Origin of the sequence: Povalibacter uvarum (assembly GCF_014202975.1) — a bacterium.
In the GTDB taxonomy this organism is placed as follows: Bacteria; Pseudomonadota; Gammaproteobacteria; order Steroidobacterales; family Steroidobacteraceae; genus Steroidobacter; species Steroidobacter uvarum.
This window is the reverse complement of sequence record NZ_JACHHZ010000006.1, coordinates 416,695-438,678: the sequence shown is the minus strand read 5'-3', so window position 1 is coordinate 438,678 and position 21,984 is coordinate 416,695. Positions and strand designations below refer to the sequence as shown.

Genomic DNA, 21,984 nt, shown 5'->3' with positions numbered 1-21,984 from the left:
GGAAACCATCCGGAAGATGGACTCCCGCTTTCGCGGGAGTGACGGGGAGTTGACCGCTTCATCAGTACTTGAAGCGGAAGCCGAGCTGGTAGCGACGATCGCTCCTGATCCAGGCCGAATCGATCAGCACCGGCTTGGCGCCCGGCGTCGCCGCCGAATCGCCGAAGACCTGCTGCTGATTGACCGTCGTGGTGTTCAGGAGATTCGACGCATCCAGGGACACCTCGATGTTGTCGCCGATCTGGTAGCGGATCGAGCCATCGAGATAGCCGCTCGCCTTCTGCCACATCGGCAGGCCGATACAGCAGTCGAGGTTGTTGGTCAGGAATTCCGAACGCCAGCTGTAGGCCAGGCGCGCGCCGATCGGACCGTACTCGTACAGCGCCACGACGTTGTACGAGTCATCCGAGATGCCGGCCAGACGATGCGAGTCGAGCACGGCGCCGTTGACCTGCAAGCCGCCGCCGAACGCAATCGTGCCGCCGGCCGCGTAGCCCGGCTGCACCGACAGGTTCGAGTTGCTGATGCCCGACTGATCCACGTGGGTGTAGTTCAGCTGGGTACCGAGGCCGCTCCAGGCGCCGGGGAGGAAGTCGAAGAACGTCTGGAACGCCACTTCGACGCCCTTCAGCGTGCCGCCGCCTTCGCCGTTGCGAGGACCGCGAACCGTCACGACCTGCGTCGTTCCGTTGTTGTCGAACTCGCGGTCGAATTCGCCGTACGCAATCGCCCCGTTCATCTTCTTGTAGAACAGGCCGACCGTGAACGAGCTGCTCTTGCCGAAGTAGTTCTCGTACGACAGATCGAAGTTGTCGGACGTGATGGGCTTCAGTGCACCGTAGCCGGAGTCCGCGTTGAACACGAAGTTGTAGCCGGTGACGGCACCCGCGGAGTTGCGGATCACGTACGGCGAATCGGGCGTAACGTTCAGCACAGGCGCCTGGATGCCGACGAAGTTGCGCAGCAGACCGAAGTCCGGACGCGACATCGCGCGGGAATAGCCGAAGCGCACGAACTGGTTTTCAAGGAAGCCGAAGCGAACGTTGAAACTGGGGAGCCAGTTCTCGTACGTCGTGCTCAGGTCGTTGTCCGCGCCGCCGCCGTTGCTGAAGGCCAGCAGGTCGGGCGTCAGCCAGCACGAAATGTTCGTGACGGCGTTCGGCGGCAGCGGGTTGCCGCAGGGCACGGATGCGGCGTTGTTGTACCAGACGGGTGTCGGGAACGACACGCCGCCATTGCTGGTGACGTCGGTCTCGACGTAGCGCACACCCACGTTGCCGCGCACTGTCGCGCCGAACAGCGTGGTGTCCGAACCGCCGAACTTCAGCATCGCGTACAGCGCTTTACTGGTCTCATCGACATTCACGAGTTCGGACGGAACGAAGCAGCCTTCGGTGTTGGCTGCGCGATCGCACAGCGGATTCCAGGCCATCGGCGATCCCGTCGTCGCACCGCTCAGCGCTTGAATGTGCGCATCGCGGTTCGCGAGAGTGGGGCGATTCAGGTACACCAGCGGACCGTTGTCGTAAACGCTGCCGTTGTAGAAGCCATCGAGCGGCGTGGATTCCCAGATGCCTGCGCCGTAACCGAGGAACTGACGACCTGCGTCGCCGCAGGCGGCGTAGTTCGACGGAGCGGTGTTGTCGACGTTGAAGCCCGGGCCGTTGCAGTTCCAGGGTGCCGCAACCGGCGACCAGTTGAAGGTCGAGTAGCGCACCTTCTGCTCGCGATCCGCATGACGCACGCCGACCTTCAGCGAGTCGAGCCAGCCCGTGTCGGAGATGTCGTACTCGAGATCCGCACGGAATGCGTTCTCCTCCGCGTCATTGTCTTCCCAGTGATCCTGGATGAACGGGATGTAGTAGTTGTGCGGGTTCGCGAAACCACCGGAGGCGTAGTTGATGTTGGAGCCCGGCAGCAGCTTGATGTTCGGTGTGCCGTCGCCGTTCACGCTGTACTGCACGTCCGCCATCGTGCGACTTGCCACGAGGATGTCGTAGTTGTTGGTTTCCGCCTCGATGTGTTGCGCATCGAAAGTCGCGCGCATCTTGTCACCGATGTCCCAACGCAGATTTGCCGAGATGTCGCGCGTTCCTTCGGTGTGACCGAAGTTGCGGGCTTCGTTCGTGATGTCCAGGCCCTGACGGTTGGTCGCGCATCCGCCAGCGCCGCAGTAGTTCACGAAGGGAACGCCGGGCGCGACGGAGCCGCGGGCGGCGTTGTCCGCCGTGCTTCCGCCCCAGCCACCGGACGGCTGAGTGAGAACACCGGAGGTCAGCATGCCGTTCGGGCCGAACGTGAACGCAGGTGTGCCATCCGCGGGCCCGATGTTCGAGCTCGTCTGCGGTGAGTAGGCGGCTGCGCCCCACAGATCGAAGAAGCCGACGTTCGAGCTGCGTTCGAGCCACGGATTGTCGTACTTCGAGTCGATGTACTGCAGCGTTGCCATGACGGTCTTGTCGGCGCTCTCGAACTGCAGTGCCGCCGAGCCGCCGTGACGCTCGCGGTCGTAAAGCACCTGCGAGAAGTTCACCTGGCGAGGCATGTACTGCCAGTCCGTGCCGCCGTACGGCGTCGACGTACAGGGGATCGTGCCGTCGTCATTCACGATCGGGTTGCCGCTCGCATCGTTGTTGCCGCCGTTGCAGAAGGCGCCGATGCGCTGCATGACAACGCCTTCGGTCTGCGTGCGGACGTGCGAGTAGGCGTAGTTGATCATCGCGCCGATGCGGCCGATGTCCATGTCCCACACGTTGCTGTAGATGCCGGACGCTTCGTACGTGGTGTCGTCGCTGCGGTCGCCGTAGTTGGCGCGACCTGTGAGCGAGATCACCTGGCCGTCGGAATCAAAAGGCAGGCGGGTGCGCAGGTTCACCGTGCCCGCGATGCCGCCTTCGATCATCTCCGCCGTCTGGTTCTTGTACGAGTCCACGCCCGCCATGAGCTCCGGCGAGATGTCGTTGAAGTTGAGACCGCGGTAACCATCGGCGGAGAAGCTGTCGCGACCGTTGAACTCGGTGCGAACGAACGTGAGGCCGCGGATCAGCACGCTGGCCGGTTCGGCCGAGAAGTGCGTACTGTCGTCGCTCGACTGCAATCGCGACACCGTGATGCCGGGCACGCGCTGCAACGCTTCTGCGACAGACTTGTCCGGGAAGGCACCGATGTCCGTTGCGGTGATCGAATCGACGAACGTGTCGGCCTCCATCTTGATCTGCTGCGAAGTCTCCATCGACTGGCGTTGGCCTACGACGACGACTTCCTCGACTTCCTGCGCGGTAGCGGTCTGCATCCAGGCAGAGCCGACGACGCCAGCCGTCGCGAGCGTGAGCAACGGCGCACCAGCGCGCCGTACCGCACTGCGCAGGAGCGCATTGCGACTCCCGCGCGCCGCGGGTGTCCCCATGGGTTTCATGGACATTAGAGTTCCCCTTTTTACGAAGGTCATAGTGATTCTGTGCGGGCGATTGACAACGCAACGCACGTCTTTCCGGTGACTATGACGATTGGGGTTCGGTGTTTCCTCAGCGCGGCGGCGGATATCGATTGTCGTTGAGTGTCGCAGCCGTGTTCACAGTGCGTGTTAGCGTCACCAGCATGAGGACGACATCTCCCCAAGGTCAGAGACGAAACAGACCCGGGAAAACCTCAGTGGGGGAAACCGAAGAATCTGTCGTCGGGGATGGCGGACGTATGTCTTCTAGGGACCGGTCGTGGCTTCTAGGAAGCCGTTGGCCGTCAGTCGCCCTTTGGCGGGATCGGCGCTCCCCGCGACATCGTCGAGAAGCGCCGAGTGCAGGACGTGGCTGCGGTAGACGATGAGCCGGTTGAAGATCATTTCGGCGCGGCCGATCATTTCGTAGTTGGCCATGACGGGGCCCGCATAAGCGGCGGTGTCGCTGCTTTGAGCAAGCTCGCGACTGGCTGCGGCAACGTAAGCGTCGCGTCGCGTCGCATCGACAGACTCGAAACCAGTGGCTTTGTGCCTGAAAAAACCGGTGCCGCCGAATGCGCCCTGACAGAGGTAGTGAACCATCGCGAGCCTGCCCGGATCGGGCGAGTCGTGATGCGGAATCTTCTGGATCGGCCGCGCTGCATCGCTGCGCGTCGTCGCCAGGGCAAAGAAGCCGAAGTACTTCAGGTGAGCTGAACGGGAAAGGCCGAACGCGGCTTCGAGCGGACCGCGCAGCGTGGCGATCACGGTCCGGTAATACGCATCGGGCAGCCGCGCGTTGATGCCGGGATAGTTCGTGTGCTCAGGCACATAGAACTGTGTGGTGCGCGCGGCTTCGATCATGGCGTGAGGGTCGTCGAGCATGTGATCGACGATCATCAGCGGTTGCTGCTCGATACCCACCTGCTGCAGGCGGACTTCGATGTTCCGGCCGATGAGCAGGGCACCGTCAGTGGCGGCAACGGAACTCATTCAGGATCGTCCATCGCAGGATGGGAGTGTGGCGTTCTGTGAAGTGAGTGTTCTCGCAAGGCGCTGCATCATCGCGCGGCGCAGAGAGTTGCGCCACAGTCGTCCACGTTGCTCTTGTGCGATCGTCGACGCGGCGTCATATTTCGTTCACAGGGGCTGCACGTGAAGGTGCAGGGCGATACACGAAGAATGAGCGATCTGCCGACAAACCGAAAAGGCTGGGCCAGTGTCCTGCGGACCGTGCGTCGCGCGGTCGGCGGTGCGGACACGGCCGAAGACCTGCTGCATTCGGCATTCATCCGCCTGTCCGAGTACAAAGAGCGCAATACCGTCGACAATCCGTCCGCTTTCCTGGTCCGCACGGCGACCAACCTGGCGATCGATGAGCGCCGGAAGGTCAAGGTCCGCAGGGAATCCCCGATCGATATCGGGGAAATGCTGGATATTTCCGACGGACAGCCCCTCCACACTGAGGTTTTGGCCGCGCGAGAACGTCTAGAAAGGGGAATGGCGGCTCTGGAATCGCTAGGCCCCCGAACGCGTGAGATTTTCCTGTTGCATCGTGTGGATGGCTTGAAGTACCGGGAGATTGCGGCCCAACTCGACATAACCGTCAGCGCGGTCGAGAAGCACATCGCGAAGGCGACCCTGTTCCTCGTGAACTGGGTCGAAAGCGAATGAGCGGGCAGTCCTCCAACAGCGCTGTGCAAGTTGCGCGAGCCGAAGCGGCCGCGTGGCTCGCCCGCCTACGCTCCGAAGAAAGGACGGCCGATGATGAGCGCGGCTTCCGCGCGTGGCTCGCGAGCAGCAACCTGAATCGCGAAGCCTTCGAGCTCACGAATTCCATCTTCGAGATGGCGGGTGCAACCGAACGCGCATCGATCCGCGCGCCACGCATCAGCCGTCGTCACGTCCTGCGCGGTGGCGTCGGGCTCGCCGCTGCATCCGTCGCGGGTCTGGCTGTCTATCTTCGCTCCGGTTCCACGTATGCGACGGAGATCGGCGAGCAACGCAAGGTTTCGCTCGAAGACGGCACGCTCGTCGCGCTCGACACGGATACCGAGATCCACGTTTCGATGACCGATGAATGGCGGCGTGTGAAGCTGCGGCGCGGTCGCGCCCATTTCGACGTTGCCGATGACGCAACCCGGCCGTTCCATGTGATCGCGGGCGATCAGTGGATCTCAGCCTCGAGGTCGCACTTCGACGTGAGCCGGGAAGGCGCGATCGTTTCCGTGCTGCTCGAAGAAGGCCCGCTGTCGGTCGCTCGCGCCGAGGAAATCGATTCGCTGCCTGTCCCGCGGATCGTCGCGCCGGGACAGCGCCTGGTGTTCGACACCGACAGGATCGTGCGCGATGAGCGGCCGGTCATTTCGCAGGCAATCGCCTGGCGCCATGGCCGGCTGGCGTTCTTCGAGGAGCCGTTGTCCGAAGCAGTCGCCGCGATGAATCGCTACACGCGCCGCCCGATCGTAATCCTGGATCCTGAAATCGCGCAGATGCCGATCTCCGGCAACTACAGCGTCGGCGATGCGGAGGCGTTCGCGACATCGGTATCGGTGCTGCTGCCCGTACGCGTCGGCCTTGAACGCAATCGCGTGACGCTGCGGTCCGCGACATCGTCGACGACGACCTGAGGATCATCGTCAGCGACGGAAAGAACATGTCCAATCCGGCCCCGACAGGCGCGGCCGGATCGATGAATGAGTTGAGAAGCGGCAGCACCGGGGGGAGGGCATGTCGTCGAAGTTGAGCCGCGCCATTCGCGGCGCGCTGCCGTGTGCCGTCGCTGTTGCAGCGCTGGCCACCGCAGGCGCGACGCTTGCGCAGCAGGCCGCCGTCAGCATTCGAATCGATGCGCAGTCCGTCGACGCTGCGCTGCGCGAGCTCTCGCGCCAGACGAACACGAACATCCTCTTCTCGCCCGACGCGGTGGAAGGCCTGCGATCGGTTTCCCTCGATGCAACGATGACGGCCGAAGAAGCCGCCCGATTGCTGATCGCTGAGACCGATCTGGAGGTCGTGCCCGACCATACCGGTGCGCTGATCGTTCGCCAGCGACGCGTGCGGGTCGCCGGGGGCGTCGATCTCGAAGAAGTCATCGTCGTCGGCGTCCGGCGATCCCTCGAAACCTCGCAGCAGATCAAGAAGGACGCCGATACTTTCGTCGACTCGGTCACCGCGACGGACATCGGCGCGTTTCCTGACAAGTCCGTTGCGGAGGCGCTGCAGCGCGTGCCGGGCGTGACGGTCTCGCGATTGCAGTCGAACGATGACAGCACGCACTTCTCCGCCGAGCCGGCCAGCGTCCTGATTCGCGGCCTCACGTTCGTTCGCACCGAGTTCAACGGTCGCGACAGTTTCTCCGCCGATGGTTACCGCGGACTCAACTTCAACGACATCTCACCCGAGTTGATGGCGGGTGTCGACGCCTACAAGAACCAGACGGCGGAGATGATCGAAGGGGGCATCGCAGGCACGGTGAACCTGCGCACGCGATTGCCCTTCGATGCGGACAAGCAGGTCATATCGCTGACCGGGCGCGTGAACTACGGCGATCGCAGCGACGACATGACCTACGAAGCGTCCGGCATCTACACGAACGTGTGGAATACCGACGTCGGTCGCTTCGGCGTGATGGCGAACTACGCGTACTCGCATGTGAAGACGCAGACCGAGGGCGTCATCATGCAGCGCATCGGTACGTTCTGCAGCGCCGGCAACAACGACGCGAACGGTGAAGCAGTGATTGGTCCGGACGGCACCATTCCCTGCGGCGCGACGCCGTATGGCGGATCGAACTGGCAGTACATTCCGAATCAGGTGAATTTCTCGCAGGTGCTGTATGACCGCGTGCGCCACGGCGCATCGGCGGCGTTGCAGTTCGAGAGCAGCGACCAGCGTGTCGGCGCGACGCTGCAGTACATGGATTCGCAGTACGACAACGCGTGGCTCGAACGCAGCTCGAACGTCTCTCTCTACAGTCTTTGGGCGGCGCCGGGCTATACGCCGCAGAGCACGGCCTACATCGCGCCGGCTCCTGGGACGCCGCAGTTCGTTTTCGGGCCGGATGGCATGTTGCGCTCCGGCGTGCTGACTCAGCCATCCGGCGATTGGCTCGGCGGCAGCACCCAGGGAAATATCGACTTCGGCTCCGCGGTGCCGGGCTTGCCGTTCGTGAACTATTGCGGCGACGGTTCCTGCGCGTCGGACCGGCAGGGCGTCTACGTCGGCAACGAGGCTCGCAACTTCGATCACTCGGAAGGGACTCGCGACCTGTCCGCGAATCTCAGATGGGACATCACTGACCAGGTGCATGCCTCCTTCGACCTGCAGCACATCGACGCCGAGACGGACAATTACGACATACTCGTATCGAACCGCACGATGGCGAACGTGGAGTACAGCACGAGCGCTAAGGGCACACCGCGTGTCCGGTTTCTGCCCGGGACCAACGTCAACTACGCGTCGGGCTTCCTTTCGAACCCGCACAACTATTTCATTCCGTTCATCCAGGATCACTACGAAGACAACGAGGCGGAAGAGCTGGCGGCGCGTGCCGATCTGGAGTTCGACATCGACGATCACGGCTGGCTCGACACGCTGAAGATCGGGGTGCGACACGCGGATCGCGAACAGAAGGTGCGCTACTCCGTCTACAACTGGCTGCCGGTTGCAGCGCCATGGAGTTGCAATGGTCCGGGATTCAACATCGACAACACCACGCCGTCGGCCTATCCCGACTCCTGCGGTCAGCCCGGGCGCATGTTCCAGGGTTACGGTGCGGGTATCTGGGAAGTGACGAGCCTCGGCGACTTCTACGACGGTGCCGTTTTCCAGAACGGGCCGATGGTGTTCCTCAATCGCGCGACGCTCGCGGATCGCGACAAGCAGATCGAGGCGCTGAGCGGCGCCACCACCGGTTCGCCGATGCCCTGGGTACCGTTGTGCCAGCGGACGATGAATACGCAAGGCTGCTTCATCGATCCGGAGGTTCTGGATGTGGATGAGATCACGCAGGCGGCCTACGCGATGCTCAGGTTCGGCGGGGACGATGCGAAGATCTTCGGCAACATCACCGTGCGCGGAAACATCGGCGTGCGATACGTGCGGACGGAAGTGACCAGCAATGGCGGCGTGTCCTTCCCGACGTCAACCTGGTACACGACCGCGGCGGCCACGCCGTGCAATACGCCGCTCGCTGCAAACTCAGTGACGAACATCTCGTGCTGGCTGACGCCGGAGCTGCTTGCCTTCAGCAGCGGCGGCGGCGTCGACAACGATCTCGACGTGGTTCACGACGATTTTCTGCCGAGCTTCAACGTGCGCTTTGGTCTCGACGACAATCAGTTCGTGCGATTCGGGGTGTCGAGATCGCTGTCGAGGCCGGACTTCGGGCTGCTGCGCAACTATGTCGGCATCCAGTCGCCGCTGCTCAATACCTCCGCCGATTCTCCGTATGTGATCTATCGATCGCCGGAGGCACCCCACACGCCTGAGAACGTCACTGGTTACAGATTCGTGTTCAGCGCGGATTCGGGGTTCGGCGCGCTGGAGCCGATCACCTCGGACAACGTCGACCTGTCCTACGAGAACTACTGGGGCCGCAGCAGTTCGTTCACGGTGAACCTGTTTTACAAGCGCCTGAACGGCGGCATCGCTTTTGGCGAGTTCGAGCGCGAGTTCGAGAACAATGGGACGACACAGACCGTCCTCATTCGAGGCCCTCGCAACGGCGAGGGCGGCGGCAGGTTGCGCGGTGTCGAACTGGCTTTCCAGACCTTCTTCGATTTCCTGCCCGGCGCGTGGTCAGGTCTCGGTACGCAACTGAACTACACGCACGTGAAGCAGGACGGCATCAACAATTCGAACCTCGCGGTGCAGCCCGGCTACGTTCCCGGTGGCACGGTCGGTTTCGGCGGCGGCCTGCAGGTCAACGGCGAAGTCATCGATTCGCATCGTCTCGCGGGTATTTCTGATGATTCGTACAACATCGTTGCGCTCTACGAATACGGGCGGATCGGTGCGCGCCTCGCGTACAGCTGGCGATCGGATTTCCTGACCAACAATCTCGATTGCTGCATCGGCCTGCCGATGTGGCAGCGATCGAGCGGCTACCTGGACGGATCGATCCGCTTCAAGGTCGGCAGCAATCTCGAGCTCTCCGTCGAAGGCTCGAACCTGCTCAACACCACCACCGTGAACCAGCAGCAGGTGTTCGGGGACTCGGAACTCACTCCCGGCGCTGCTTCTGTGCGACGGGATTCGGCCTGGATCCGCAGCGACCGGCGCTTCCAGGTCGGGTTCCGGTTCAAATACTGACCGCCGGCGTTGAGGAAAACCGCCTGTTCGCACGTCAACGGTAGGTGAATCGAGCTGCTCGCCGTCCAGGAGTATCGACTTGAAGAGTTCCACGTGGGCAGTGTTCGCCCTTCTTGCCACTGCCGGTGTTTCGCAGGTGGTCGCCGCGGAGTGCGTCGATTCCCCAGGCAATGTCCTGCAGGTCTGCGTGTTCACCGAGAATGGGAGCGCGTACTACGAGGTTACTCGCAAGGGCCATCCGGTCCTGCAACGATCGGCGCTCGGACTCGTCTTCGAAGGAGAGAAGGTGCCGCGTCTCGTCGTAGCCGGTACCGCGCAACGCGCGTCGCGTGATTCGACATGGGAACAGCCCTGGGGCGAGGAGCGGCGGATCCGCGATCGTCACAACGAGATGCGGGTTTCGTTGCGGGGCGATACGCAGAACACCAGTGCGTTCGACATCGTCGTGCGTGCCTTCGATGATGGATTCGGCTTTCGCTATGACTTCATGGGCGTTCCCGCCGGACGCGCGGTTGCGATCGCAGACGAGCTCACGCAGTTCAAACCGGCGGGCGCCTACGATGCGTGGTGGTTTCCGGCTTACGAAAAGGAACGCGACGAGTACCTGTACGAGCGCACGCCGCTCGATCGGATCACGAAGGCGGAAACACCGCTGACGCTGGAGTCGTCGCAGCTCTACTTGTCGATCCACGAAGCCGCACTCATCGACTACGCGAGCATGACGCTCGAGCGCACGGCGACGGGAACGTTGAAGGCGGATCTCATGCCGTGGTCGGACGGCATCAAGGTCCGGCGCACAGGTCCTTTCCAGACACCGTGGCGCACCGTGCTCGTGTCGGAAACGGCGGCAGGTCTGGCGGATTCGCGGTTGACGCTCAATCTCAACGAACCGAACAAGCTCGGCGACGTCTCCTGGGCGAAGCCCGCGAAGTACGTCGGCATCTGGTGGGAGATGCATCTGAATCGCTCAACGTGGGGCAGCGGGCCCAAGCACGGTGCAACGACGGCGAACACGAAGCGCTACATCGACTTCGCCGCGAAGTACGGATTCGACGGCGTGCTCGTCGAAGGCTGGAACACGGGATGGGATGGCGACTGGATCGCCAACGGCGCCAACTTCAGCTTCACGAAGTCCTATCCTGACTTCAATCTCGCCGAGGTAACTGCCTACGCGCGCCGCAAGGGAGTTTCGCTCATCGGCCACAACGAAACGGCCGGCGCCATCCAGAACTACGAATCGCAGTTGGAGGCGGGATTCAAGCAGTACGAGAAATACGGTGTCACTTCCGTGAAGACCGGCTACGTGAAGCCGAATGGAACCATCCAGCGCAGCACACCCGACGGTGCGGCTCACAACGAATGGTTCGCCGGCCAGTACCTCGTCCGCCATCACCAGCTCGTTGCCGAGACGGCGGCCCGCTACAAGATCGCGATCGATGCGCACGAGCCCGTGAAGGACACGGGGCTGCGCCGCACCTGGCCCAATCTGATGTCGCGCGAAGGGGCGCGAGGGCAGGAGTTCAACGCCTGGGGTGATCCAACGAACCCGCCCGAACATGTCGTCATCCTCCCCCTGACGCGGTTGCTGGCGGGTCCGATGGATTTCACCCCGGGCATTTTCGACATCACCGAAGGCGGCAAGCCGACCGTGGCGAAGCGGGTGCAATCCACCCTCGCGAACCAGCTCGCGCTGTACGTGGTGATCTACAGCCCGCTGCACATGGCTGCGGATCTTCCCGAGAACTACGAGAAGCATCTCGATGCTTTCCAGTTCATTCGCGACGTGCCGACGGACTGGGAGCGTTCGCGTACGCTCGATGCGAAGATCGGTGACTACATCGCCGTGGCGCGCCAGGAACGCGGCGGTAGCGATTGGTATCTCGGTGTGCTGACGGACGAGCAACCGCGCACACTCAACGTGTCGCTCGATTTCCTCGATCCGAAGCGCCGCTACGAAGCGCAGATCTATCGCGACGCGCCGCAGGCCGACTATCGCACTCACCCGATCGCCTACGAGATCAAGCGTCAGTCGGTATCGGCGACGGATCAGCTCACGCTGAAGCTTGCGCCAGGTGGCGGGACGGCGATCAGGTTCAAGGCGGAGCCGATAGCTGCGAGCGATGAGCGATGAGCCAGAGGAAGACCTGCGCTGGGGTGGACCTTTGAGCGCGATCTGCCTGCCGCCGCCTGTTCTGACTCCGCCTCTGGCTCGCCGCTCATTGCTCATTGCTCATCGCCTCTCCCGTTGACCTCTCAAGTCGCCCTTGTGCCGGCATCCACAGCAATGGTAGCGTTACCATCAAACCTGGCAGCCAGCGCAGGGACGTTTGGGGGATAAACACCATCGGCTGGCGACGACCCGCTCCGAGCGGGCATGCAGAGGGATTTTGTCATGCGTTTCCGGCTATTTGCCTATGCGACTGTCGCCGCAGCATCGCTCGTGCTCGCGGGTTGCCCATTGCCCGAACCGGTAGCCAACGCCGGGCCCGACCAGGCTGTGGATGAATGCAGCAATGTCGTCCTGAAGGCTTCGAGTAACGATCCCGGCGGCTATCTCGCAACGTACAAGTGGACCCAGACAGGCGGACCGAAGGTCGCGTTCAAGGTGTCGAAGAAGGGCGTGCTGACCTTCGTAGCACCGGAGACCGACGTGCGGTTGGCGCTCACGTTCAGCCTCGTCGTCACGGATACGTTCGGACGCAAGAGCAAGCCCGACACGGTCATTGTGACGGTCGATCAGATCAAGTTCTTCGGAACGGCTACCGGTTCGGCGGACGACTACACCAACCTGCTGACGTGGTTCGATCAGATCACGCCCGAGAATTCCGGCAAGTGGGGCAGCGTCGAGGCCACGCGCGATGTCATGACCTGGACCGCGCTGGACGCGGCCTACGACTTCGCACGGACCAATGGTCTGCCGTTCAAGTTCCACACGCTCATCTGGGGCCAGCAGCAGCCCGGCTGGATCGGTGCGCTGACACCGCAGGAGCAGCTGGAAGAGATCGAGGAATGGATGGCCGAAGTCGCGGCGCGTTATCCGCACATCGATCTCATCGATGTCGTGAATGAACCGCTGAACGCACCGGCTGGGTATCGCGAAGCGCTGGGCGGCGCGGGCGAAACCGGCTACGACTGGGTCATCAAAGCGTTCGAGATGGCGCGGCATCATTTCCCCAACGCAAAGCTCATCCTCAACGAATACAACACGCTGATGCTGGAGCAGTTCACGGCCAACTACATGACTGTGGTCGAGCTGCTGCAGGAGCGTGGACTGATCGACGGCATCGGCGAGCAAGCACATTTCCTCGAACGCGCCGATGTGCCCGTGGTCGCGACGAATCTCGATACGCTCGCGAGCACCGGCCTGCCGATCTACATCTCCGAGTTCGATCTCAACTACGCGGACGATGCGCGTCAGGCCAACGTGATGCGCGATCTTTTCACGGTGTTCTGGGATCATCCCGCGGTCGCTGGCATTACGCACTGGGGCTACCGACAGGGCGCGATGTGGCGGACCAATGCCCACCTCGTGCGCTCCGATGGCACCACGCGTCCTGCCATGGACTGGATCGTCTGCTACATGGAGGGCGGTGGCGATTCCTGCACGGTTCCCGAATACGTGCCGGCGGGCTGGCAAGGCACGGAGTTCGGCGTGACACTGGAGGCCGAGCTCTACGATGAAGGACAGGGTGTTGCCGCGCTCGGCAACATCGTTGCCTACACCGATGACGGCGACTGGATCGCTTTCAAGGGTGTTGAATTCCAGGCGGGCTGGGACACGTTCTGGATCACTTACGCCAAGGGCAACACCGACCCGGGCAGCATCTCGATCTTCATCGACGGCATGCAGGGAACACCTGTGCTGACGGTGGATCTGCCGCCGACGGGCAGCTGGAACAGTGCGGACACGATCGAACAGCCCTGGGCCGCGCTGACGGGCAGTCACGACGTCTACATTCGATTCAACACGGCACCGGGCGTTGCCAATGTCGACAGCGTGCGCTTCGGCAAGCCGCAACCGCCTTCGGACGTGAACCTGCTGCCGGATGGCGGCTTCGAAAGCGGCGTCGCGGGCTGGAGTTCGTGGAACGGCGCGACACTCATGACGACTACGGCGCAAGTCCGCACCGGATTGCAGAGCATGCTCGCGACGAACCGGCCGAACGCGAATCAGTTCGCCGTCTACAACCTCACGAGCGTCGTGGAGTCAGATACAACGTATGCCGTGAGCGCGTGGGTTTTCCACACGGGCACGGAGAATCAGACAGTACGTCTCGCATCGAAGCTTGCGTGCGCCAGTGCTTCGGATACGTATCCGTGGCTGCAGAACAATACCGCGGTCGCGTCGAACACGTGGACGCAGCTTTCCGGAAACCTGGCGATACCCGCTGGTTGCACACCGACGGACGTCGCGATCTTCCTCGAGGGCACTGCGCCAGGGTTCGATGTGTACGTGGATGACGTGAAGGTCGTGCCGCCGAATAACAACCTCATCACGGATGGAGGTTTCGAGTCCGGCACGGCGGGCTGGAGTTCCTGGAATGGTTCGACGCTGAGCGCGACGACGACGCGAGCGCGCAACGGCTTGCAGAGTCTGCAAGCGACGAATCGACCGAACACCAGCCAGTTCGCGGTCTACAACCTGACGAGTGCCGTCGATCGGAACACGACGTATGCAGTGAGTGCATGGGCGCTGCACACCGCAGCAGCGAATGACACTGCGCGGCTCGCCGCTAAGATCGAATGCTCGGCGGCAACTGCTCCGCCCGGCCACAACACGTATCCGTGGCTGCAGAACAATTCGGCAGTCGTGCCGAATACCTGGACGCAGCTGTCGGCGAATCTCGTGATTCCCGACTGCGACATCGTCGACGTGGCGATCTTCTTCGAGGGCACGACCGCCGGAGTCGATGTCTATCTGGACGACATTTCGGTGCAGTGAGACTGATCGAGAGCGAGCGGGCGATTTGCCCGCTCGCTCAGCCGCCCGGTGCATGGAGAAGGTGCGCGGCCCAGGCGCTGACGTAGAGCCCCAGGCCGAAGAAGAAGTGCGTGAGCAGACTTTGCACGCGCGCAGCTCTCGGATTCGGCGTACGTGATGCGGCGACACCCGCGCCCATGCCTGGTTGCATGATCAGGAACGGTGCGGCGACCGTGCCGACGCCGACGAGGAGCGCAGGCAGAAGCGTCGGCTCTCCGATCCAATCAATGCCGACGATGGCGAGCAGCAGCGCGGCAAACAGGACGCCGATGAGATAATGCGCGATCCATCCAATCCACTGCTCTCCGCGCACGGCCGGCGCCGCGGCGATTGACGCGTGCCGGAACCGTCCGCTGGGCATGCCGGCGAGCCATCTGCCAACGAGACCGTAGTTGGGCGCGGGAACTCCCATCAATGGGGCGCGCACGATTCCCCACAGATCCATCGTTGCGGTCGCGCCGATCCCAATGAGCGCGGTGTGGACGAGATGGTTCAAAGCGATCTCCGGATGACTTGCCTGCGATCGGCCCAGGCTTCACAGTGCCACTTGAAGTCGACTTGAGGTCAAGAGGGTGCGGGATCTCGATATCACAGAGGTGGCGCAGCGGTCCGGCGTTCCGGCGTCCGCGCTGCGTTTCTATGAGCAGAAGGGATTGATCGCGGCTGTCGGCAGGCGAGGTCTGCACCGGCAGTTCGATCCCAGCGTGCTGGAGCGACTGGCGCTGATCGCGCTCGGCCGCTCGGCTGGGTTGTCCCTGGATGAAATCGCCAGCATGTTTGCGGCAGACGGCCGGCCGCGCGTCGACCGGAAGGTGCTCGCCGACAAAGCCGACGAACTGGACCGGTCGATTCGAAAACTGCAGTCGATGCGGGACGGGCTGCGCCACGCCGCGGTGTGCCCTGCGCGCAGCCACATGGAATGTCCTACCTTCCGCCGGCTGCTGAACATTGCAGCTCACACCGATCGAAAAGGGACGAAGAAGTCTTCGAAGAAATCGTCCGCGGCGCGCTCACTCAAGCGAAAATCGAAGTAGCCCGCTACGCGGGCTTGTCGAGCGCGGCCTGCACGATCTGCTGCGCTTCGCTCACGATGGCGTTGAGATGCTGCTCATCGCGGAAGCTCTCAGCGTAGATCTTGTAGATGTCCTCGGTTCCGGACGGGCGCGCAGCGAACCAGCCGTTGTCAGTGACGACTTTGAGTCCGCCGATCGATGCATTGTTGCCCGGTGCATTCGTCAGACGCGCAGTGATCGGATCGCCTGCCAGTGTCTTCGCGGTCACATCGGTCGGCGCCAGTTTCCCGAGCCGCGCCTTCTGTTCAGGAGTCGCCTTCGCATCGATGCGTGTGTACTGTGGCGCGCCGAATTGCGATGTGAGCTCGCGGTAGTGCTGACCCGGATCCTTGCCCGTGCGCGCGGTCATCTCGGCGGCGAGCAAGTTGAGAATCAATCCGTCCTTGTCGGTGGTCCACACGCGGCCATCGCGACGCAGGAAGCTGGCGCCGGCGCTTTCTTCACCGCCGAAGCAGAACGATCCGTCGAACAGGCCCTGCACGAACCATTTGAAACCGACGGGCACTTCCGACAGCGGGCGGCCCAGGCTCGCGACGACCCGATCGATCATGCTGCTGCTGACGAGCGTCTTGCCGACCGTCGCTGTCGCGGGCCACTGCGGGCGGTGCGTCAGCAGGTAACGGATGGCCACAGCGAGATAGTGGTTCGGGTTCATCAGACCGACACTCGGTGTCACGATGCCATGCCGATCCGCGTCGGCATCGTTGGCGAAAGCCACCTGATACTTGTCCTTGAGTCCGACGAGACTGGCCATCGCGTAGACGCTGGAGCAGTCCATGCGGATCTTGCCGTCGTGATCCACCGTCATGAAGGAGAAGGTCGGGTCGACACGCGGATTTACGACATCGATGTCGATGCGATAGCGGCTCGCGATCCGGTCCCAGTAGCCGACGCCAGCGCCGCCCAGCGGATCGACGCCGAGTTTCAAGGAAGCGGACCGGATCGCCTCCATGTCGATGACGTTTTCGAGGTCGTCGACATAGGGCTGGACCAGGTCTTCCTGCTGGACTGCCTGGATCGCGAGCACGTACGCGAGGCGATTGACGTCGTTGTTGCCGCCACGCAGGAGTTCGTTCGCACGATCCTGGACCCATTTCGTCACTTGCGTGTCGGCCGGGCCGCCATCGGGCGGGTTGTACTTGAATCCGCCGTCCTCGGGTGGGTTGTGCGACGGTGTGATGACGATGCCGTCGGCGCGACGCGCGTTGTTGTCACTGTTGTGAACGAGAATGGCCCGCGAGATCACGGGCGTCGGAGTGAATCCGTCGCCGGCCTGAATGATGGTCTGCACGCCGTTCGCCGCAAGAACCTCGAGCGCGGTCTGCTGCGCGGGAGCGGAGAGCGCGTGCGTGTCCTTGCCAACGTACAGCGGCCCATCGATGCCCTGGGACCGGCGGTATTCGCAGATTGCCTGCGTGATCGCGAGGATGTGGGCTTCGTTGAACGATCCCTTCAGTGACGAGCCGCGATGGCCGCTGGTGCCGAAGCTGACCTTCTCCACCGGGTTGCCGACATCCGGTTTACGCTCGAAGTACTCGCGCTCGAGGCGGGCGAGATCGACGAGGATGTCCTTGGGGGCCGGTTTACCGGCCAGCGGTGAAAGGGGCATGCGGGTCTCCGGCGGGGCGCGTTCGCCAGATGGTAGCAAGATGCACCGCGCCATGGCGTTGACGTTCGAACGGTCGCGGCACTAAGGTGGCTGCGGATCGCACGTCTGGAATTCATGGGGATGGTCGAGTCGACACAAGTGACGGTCGAGCCCGCGGCTGCGTCGGATGCGCCGTTGATCTCCAATCTATGGGAGCTCTACGCGCACGACCTGAGCGATGTTTTCTCGCTGGAGCTCGGCAGCGATGCCCGGTTCGGCAATCCCAAGCTGTCGCTGTACTGGTCCGAGCCCGACCGACGATTTCCCTTCCTGATCCGTCACGGCAGCCACATCGCGGGGTTCGCGCTCGTCGCGAGGATGGCATCTGTCCTCGATCAATCGGAAGTATTCGACGTCGCCGAGTTCTTCGTCGTTCGCCGGCATCGCCGCAGCGGCGTCGGACGCGAAGCCGCATTCCTGCTGTGGGATCGGTTTCCGGGCAAGTGGACGGTGCGCGTGTCGATCGGCAACACAGGCGGCTGCCGGTTCTGGGCGGAGGCGGTTGCCAGATACTCGGATGACGTCGTCGAAGAGCTGCGGCCCGTCAATGGCAGGGAGTGGCGCATCTACTCATTCGCCAGCGCGGGACCGGATCAGCATCGCCCATTGAAGTAGGCACGAGGGATCAACGATGTCCAGTGCGTTCCCCGGCGCTGTCCCGGAAATTCCGGTCGCGGACATCGAAGCCGCTGCGTCGTACTACGAGAAATGCCTGGGCTTCACCATCGACTGGGTGGCGCGGGAAGATGGCATCGCGGGTATCTCGAAAGGCGACTGCCGGATGTTCCTGACGAATGCCGCGTTTCGCGAACAGTACGGCAACCGTGCGCCGATCCTGGTGTGGCTGAACCTCGACAGCAATCAGGAAGTCGATGAGCTCCATGCGCGGTGGAGCGCCAGCAATGCCAGGGTCGTCTCGCCCTTGGAATCCAAACCGTGGAAGCTTCGGGAGTTCACTGTCGCCGATCCCGACGGCAATCTGCTGCGCGTGTTCCACGACTTCAATCGGGACGAGTGAGTCGAGACGCACTGAGATCGGGAGCGGCAGGGGGCTTGTTGTGGGTCCGACTTTAGTCGGACGTCATCGCGTAGCGATCAGGGCCCCACAGGAAGAACAATCACGGCGCATTCGCCTGCATGGTCTCGAGCGTTTCCTGACATTCACTGCTCGACCTGAACACCAGGAACTCGGCACCGTCGTCCGTTGGGCACGAGTAGTACGCATACGCCAGCCCAAAGGCACCGGAATCGCGGAACTCGCAAGCCTTGAATCTCTTGCTGTTAGCGGCCGCGATGCGCGCGCATCGAGCGGATTCCGGATCTAACCAGTTGAAGCCCACGCCGCTCGACAGCGCGAACGGACTCTCCTTGCCCTGAGCCGTGTCGCCGTAATGAATCGCCAGAACAAGTGCGAGCGACCCGAAGGCGAACACGCGGGGCAAGTGCATCTGAATTCCGGTCGGTCAGCGAGGCGGGCGCCGAGCGTGCTTCATCCCCGAGTCCGTTGCAATGGCTCTGGAGGGGCAGGGAAGCTCATGCGGCGACAGGCTATCCTTCGCCGCACAAGAACGCGAAACACCATGCCCGATCCTTCGCCCACCGATCTCCCAGCCGACAGCTTCGAGTGGAAATTCGACGACGCCGGGGTTTCCCTGAACCTCGACCTCCCGGCTGGGTGGACAGTTCAGCGCGAATCGCCGCCGGCTGCCGCGGAGGGTTTCCTGCGGCCGCGTTTGACTGCGTCGAGTGCGGACGGACAGATTCGGTTGCGTGTTGCCGCGGCAGCGATGAAGTTGCCGGTAGGCCTCGTTCCGGCCGTCGTGTATTGGGCGCAGCTCCATCACCTGAACGAGCTGCCTGAGAACGACGAGCGCTGGAATGGATTCCCGGCGCTCGCAGGATGGTCGACGGCGGGCGACGCGAAACGGGTCGGCGCCGCCTGGATTCAGGTCAATGATTCCGTCGTGGAGTTGCTGATCGACGGACCCGCGGCCGATCACGAGCGACTGTCCGCGGTCTGGGATCTCATGCGCCTGAGTTTCCGGTGCACATCGCATCAGAGATTGGAACCTCCGGCTCACGAGCCTGAGTCATGGTGGTCGCGCGCGAAGGCGCTGCGCGATGAAGGGCGCCTCGATGAAGCCATCGCAGTCGTCGAACGCGATGGAGATCGCGCCGAGGCACTGCTCGTGCAGGCAGATCTGCACATGGAGCGACTGCGACGTGCTCGTGCCGAGGGTGAGACCGACGTCGCGCGGGACGCGTGGAAGAAGGCTGCTTCCTGTGCGCGAGCCTACGCCGCGAGTGCAACGAGCGGTGGCGAAGGCGCAGCCCGGTCGATTGAGCGCGACCGCATTCTCGCCGAGCTGGGCCCCGCTCCGGCGCAAGGGCTTTGATATGACGCGTGTGGTTCTCGTGAGTTGCGCCGTCGCGCTCGGCTTCGTCGTCGGGATTGCCTGGTTGTTCTCCAGGGCGCACGCACGCGAACGCGAGGCTGCCGCTACGGCCGCGGCGGGAGATTTGTACGGGCTTGCGACCGCTGTCTTGCCGCGAGGCTATCGTGCGTTGGGCCTCGACGGCGCCGACCGATCACTTTCCCCTGCCGAACAGCTCGCTCGCCATGATGAGCGAGCCACGCTTGCTTTCCGCTTCACCAAGGACCCCAGCAACGACTGGGGCGGCTATCCGAAAGATCCTGAAGTGCTGAACATCGTCCTGCTGCCACCTTCGATGCGTGAAAAGCCCGAGGAAGCGCTGCGCCGGTTCAGCATCGATCGCTACTACACGCCGACCGGTGACACCATTGCGTTCGACAGTCCGCGTTGGCAGGCCGGTGGTGACGATCACTATCGCTGGCGCGTGCTCGAGATGAACGATCATTTCGGCACCGCGCACGAACCGCGCTGGGCGATCGTCATGCTCGATGCAACGCGCGGCGTGCGGCTCGATTTCTTCGTGTGGCAGCGCCGGATGAAACAGCCGGAAGCGCTGGCACTGCTTCGCGGGACACTCGACAAGCTTAAGTTGCATCCGACGCTGGCAGAGTTCTTCGCGCAGACAGGAGGCGTGCAGGCTCGCCTCGATCGGTTGCGTGATCAGAACTTGCAAGGCGTATTCACAGCACTGGCGCCGCTGGGATTGCAGCCGCCGGCAGCGGGCGCGACTTCTTTCGGGCGAGGTGTTGCCGCGTGGCTGGATGAGGATCGCGCCGCGGTCCGAGTGATGCGCGTCCTCGCAGCGGTGCCCTTGCCGCACGGCGCGGCGAAGGCAAACACCGATGGACAGGGCAGGCCGCAGCTGTCATTCGTGTTGAAGCCCGAGCAGTATCCGGGCCCGACGCGCGATGGCTTGCCTGCGTTGAACCTGCAGATGCTGTACTGGAATCCGGGTCTGGGTCGCTGGCAGCGCAGCGGTCTGCAGCAGGCGACGATGGAAGAGGAATACCCGCTGCTGCCGTTCGAGGAAGCAGTCGTCGCGCGACTCGATCAGACCTCAGGTGCGCGCGATTCGGTTCACATCATCCTCGGCGAACATTGGTTCCATCCGCCGGCGCTGGATGACGCGCGCCGTATTGCTCCGCTGCTCGAGGAGTGTGCCCGATGGGAGGCTGAGCTCCTCGCCGGCCGTATCGTCGGCGGCGAAGTGCGGCCATCGATGTTGCAGTAGCGAACGGTTCAGCGCTGAAGCAGTTGCGAGAGCCGTTCGCCGTCGCGATACCGAAGGTCGTCGACGCGCCAGGTGCCATCGACTCGTGAAAGCAGGTATTGCACCGGATAGCGTGCATCGGCAGCGTCACGGAAGGTGACGGTGACTTCGGCTTCATTGCCTTTCACCGATGCTGCCGACAATTCGAAGCTCTCCGGCGATTCCTGGCTGTCCGTGTAGGGATCGCCATTGAGTTCGGGAACCTCGTCGTTACCGGCAGTGCGGGTGAACCATCCATCGAACTGCTCCACGATGCGAGCACTGAGCCATTCTCGCTGACTCGCCACGCTCTCGCGTGACAGCGCCATGTTGCCACTCATGTGCTGGATCAGCAGCAGTTGAACGATCGCTTCCGGCGAGGCAGCGATGCTGGTTCGATCCCATAGCAGCACCGCGTTGTCCAATCCGATCCACGCGCGACCGTCGGGTGCGCGATGCACGTCGAAACTGCCGTTGCTGCAGGAGATGCGTTGCGTGATGACGCCTTCAGGCAGGCCGAGTCGCTTCGCACTTTCCTCCGCGGGTGCGGGGAGGTTACCTTCGAACAGGCCCTCGGCGGACGTGCGAATGAACGTGTGATTCGCGCCGGTGCATTTCAGCGGAGCGGGCCCATCGAGTGCCGTCGGTGTCACTTTCATTGGGGTGCCGGCGGGCATCGCCGGACTCAGCGGTTTACCCCACGGCGAAGCGACACTGGTGTCCAGGCGAAGCGTTTCGTTCGCAGCCACTTGTGCCTGCGCGGCGAGCGGAGCCAGCACGGACAGGAGAACGAAAACCTTCTTGTGAATCAGCCGACGATGGATCAAGCGACACTCCGCGTTCCGCTGGT

16 protein-coding genes are annotated in these 21,984 nt (G+C 63.0%); 10 read left to right on the top strand and 6 right to left on the bottom strand.

From position 1 onward, the window contains the following. Nucleotides 1-61 precede the first annotated feature (61 nt). On the bottom strand, nt 62-3,421 hold the full coding sequence (locus HNQ60_RS24220) for a TonB-dependent receptor (RefSeq protein WP_221304421.1): 3,360 nt from the start codon (nt 3,419-3,421) through the stop codon (nt 62-64). Nucleotides 3,422-3,700: 279 nt separating this feature from the next. Then, nucleotides 3,701-4,426, bottom strand: coding sequence for a DUF6445 family protein (locus HNQ60_RS24215; RefSeq protein ID WP_184335355.1), 726 nt, complete (start codon nt 4,424-4,426; stop codon nt 3,701-3,703). A gap of 189 nt (nt 4,427-4,615) precedes the next feature. On the opposite strand from HNQ60_RS24215, the gene HNQ60_RS24210 reads away from it, so the two are divergent. From HNQ60_RS24210 to HNQ60_RS24190, 5 genes are all read left to right on the top strand, one after another. After that, nucleotides 4,616-5,107: an RNA polymerase sigma factor gene (locus HNQ60_RS24210; RefSeq protein WP_184335354.1), complete on the top strand. Its 492-nt coding sequence runs from the start codon at nt 4,616-4,618 to the stop codon at nt 5,105-5,107. Next, the gene (locus HNQ60_RS24205; RefSeq protein ID WP_184335353.1) at nt 5,104-6,063 is read left to right on the top strand and encodes a FecR family protein; all 960 of its coding nucleotides are present in this window, start codon (nt 5,104-5,106) and stop codon (nt 6,061-6,063) included. Before HNQ60_RS24210 ends, HNQ60_RS24205 begins: the two co-directional genes overlap by 4 nt. A 100-nt stretch (nt 6,064-6,163) precedes the next feature. After that, the gene (locus HNQ60_RS24200) at nt 6,164-9,748 is read left to right on the top strand and encodes a TonB-dependent receptor (protein ID WP_221304420.1); all 3,585 of its coding nucleotides are present in this window, start codon (nt 6,164-6,166) and stop codon (nt 9,746-9,748) included. 79 nt (nt 9,749-9,827) lie between these two features. Next, nucleotides 9,828-11,879 (top strand): glycoside hydrolase family 97 protein, encoded by a 2,052-nt coding sequence (locus HNQ60_RS24195; protein ID WP_184335352.1) that lies wholly within the window; start codon nt 9,828-9,830, stop codon nt 11,877-11,879. A 261-nt stretch (nt 11,880-12,140) separates the two neighbouring features. Next, the gene (locus tag HNQ60_RS24190; protein WP_184335351.1) at nt 12,141-14,690 is read left to right on the top strand and encodes an endo-1,4-beta-xylanase; all 2,550 of its coding nucleotides are present in this window, start codon (nt 12,141-12,143) and stop codon (nt 14,688-14,690) included. 37 nt (nt 14,691-14,727) lie between these two features. Here the strand turns inward: HNQ60_RS24190 and HNQ60_RS24185 are convergent, their stop codons facing one another. After that, nucleotides 14,728-15,225 carry a DUF2938 domain-containing protein gene (locus HNQ60_RS24185; RefSeq protein WP_184335350.1) on the bottom strand — a complete coding sequence of 166 codons (498 nt, stop codon included), beginning with the start codon at nt 15,223-15,225 and terminating at the stop codon, nt 14,728-14,730. Nucleotides 15,226-15,301: 76 nt separating this feature from the next. Here HNQ60_RS24185 and HNQ60_RS24180 point away from each other — a divergent pair, with 76 nt between their 5' ends. Beyond that, on the top strand, nt 15,302-15,763 hold the full coding sequence (locus HNQ60_RS24180; RefSeq protein ID WP_184335349.1) for a helix-turn-helix domain-containing protein: 462 nt from the start codon (nt 15,302-15,304) through the stop codon (nt 15,761-15,763). Nucleotides 15,764-15,767: 4 nt separating this feature from the next. Here HNQ60_RS24180 and pgm read toward each other — a convergent pair whose 3' ends face one another. Continuing rightward, the gene (gene pgm, locus HNQ60_RS24175) at nt 15,768-17,411 is read right to left on the bottom strand and encodes a phosphoglucomutase (alpha-D-glucose-1,6-bisphosphate-dependent) (protein ID WP_184335348.1); all 1,644 of its coding nucleotides are present in this window, start codon (nt 17,409-17,411) and stop codon (nt 15,768-15,770) included. A 120-nt stretch (nt 17,412-17,531) separates the two neighbouring features. Between pgm and HNQ60_RS24170 the strand changes: the two genes are divergently transcribed. Next, nucleotides 17,532-18,065 (top strand): GNAT family N-acetyltransferase, encoded by a 534-nt coding sequence (locus tag HNQ60_RS24170; protein WP_184335347.1) that lies wholly within the window; start codon nt 17,532-17,534, stop codon nt 18,063-18,065. 16 nt (nt 18,066-18,081) lie between these two features. Further along, nucleotides 18,082-18,468, top strand: a complete 387-nt coding sequence (locus HNQ60_RS24165) for a bleomycin resistance protein (RefSeq protein ID WP_184335346.1) — start codon at nt 18,082-18,084, stop codon at nt 18,466-18,468. Nucleotides 18,469-18,568: 100 nt separating this feature from the next. Here HNQ60_RS24165 and HNQ60_RS24160 read toward each other — a convergent pair whose 3' ends face one another. Further along, nucleotides 18,569-18,898: a hypothetical protein gene (locus HNQ60_RS24160; RefSeq protein WP_184335345.1), complete on the bottom strand. Its 330-nt coding sequence runs from the start codon at nt 18,896-18,898 to the stop codon at nt 18,569-18,571. 132 nt (nt 18,899-19,030) lie between these two features. Here HNQ60_RS24160 and HNQ60_RS24155 point away from each other — a divergent pair, with 132 nt between their 5' ends. Together HNQ60_RS24155 and HNQ60_RS24150 are read left to right on the top strand one after the other, a co-directional pair. Next, the gene (locus HNQ60_RS24155; protein ID WP_184335344.1) at nt 19,031-19,846 is read left to right on the top strand and encodes a hypothetical protein; all 816 of its coding nucleotides are present in this window, start codon (nt 19,031-19,033) and stop codon (nt 19,844-19,846) included. Between the two features lies 1 nt (nt 19,847). Next, the gene (locus tag HNQ60_RS24150; RefSeq protein ID WP_184335343.1) at nt 19,848-21,116 is read left to right on the top strand and encodes a hypothetical protein; all 1,269 of its coding nucleotides are present in this window, start codon (nt 19,848-19,850) and stop codon (nt 21,114-21,116) included. A gap of 8 nt (nt 21,117-21,124) precedes the next feature. Here the strand turns inward: HNQ60_RS24150 and HNQ60_RS24145 are convergent, their stop codons facing one another. Continuing rightward, nucleotides 21,125-21,961: a DUF3828 domain-containing protein gene (locus HNQ60_RS24145; RefSeq protein WP_184335342.1), complete on the bottom strand. Its 837-nt coding sequence runs from the start codon at nt 21,959-21,961 to the stop codon at nt 21,125-21,127. Nucleotides 21,962-21,984: the final 23 nt, after the last annotated feature.

Bases quoted from the DNA above. Each gene is read 5' to 3' on its own strand.
- HNQ60_RS24220 (WP_221304421.1), bottom strand. From the start codon at position 3,421: ATGTCCATGAAACCCATGGGGACACCCGCGGCGCGCGGGAGTCGCAAT.
- HNQ60_RS24215 (WP_184335355.1), bottom strand. From the start codon at position 4,426: ATGAGTTCCGTTGCCGCCACTGACGGTGCCCTGCTCATCGGCCGGAAC.
- HNQ60_RS24210 (WP_184335354.1), top strand. From the start codon at position 4,616: ATGAGCGATCTGCCGACAAACCGAAAAGGCTGGGCCAGTGTCCTGCGG.
- HNQ60_RS24205 (WP_184335353.1), top strand. From the start codon at position 5,104: ATGAGCGGGCAGTCCTCCAACAGCGCTGTGCAAGTTGCGCGAGCCGAA.
- HNQ60_RS24200 (WP_221304420.1), top strand. From the start codon at position 6,164: ATGTCGTCGAAGTTGAGCCGCGCCATTCGCGGCGCGCTGCCGTGTGCC.
- HNQ60_RS24190 (WP_184335351.1), top strand. From the start codon at position 12,141: ATGCGTTTCCGGCTATTTGCCTATGCGACTGTCGCCGCAGCATCGCTC.
- pgm (WP_184335348.1), bottom strand. From the start codon at position 17,411: ATGCCCCTTTCACCGCTGGCCGGTAAACCGGCCCCCAAGGACATCCTC.
- HNQ60_RS24170 (WP_184335347.1), top strand. From the start codon at position 17,532: ATGGTCGAGTCGACACAAGTGACGGTCGAGCCCGCGGCTGCGTCGGAT.
- HNQ60_RS24165 (WP_184335346.1), top strand. From the start codon at position 18,082: ATGTCCAGTGCGTTCCCCGGCGCTGTCCCGGAAATTCCGGTCGCGGAC.
- HNQ60_RS24160 (WP_184335345.1), bottom strand. From the start codon at position 18,898: ATGCACTTGCCCCGCGTGTTCGCCTTCGGGTCGCTCGCACTTGTTCTG.
- HNQ60_RS24155 (WP_184335344.1), top strand. From the start codon at position 19,031: ATGCCCGATCCTTCGCCCACCGATCTCCCAGCCGACAGCTTCGAGTGG.
- HNQ60_RS24150 (WP_184335343.1), top strand. From the start codon at position 19,848: ATGACGCGTGTGGTTCTCGTGAGTTGCGCCGTCGCGCTCGGCTTCGTC.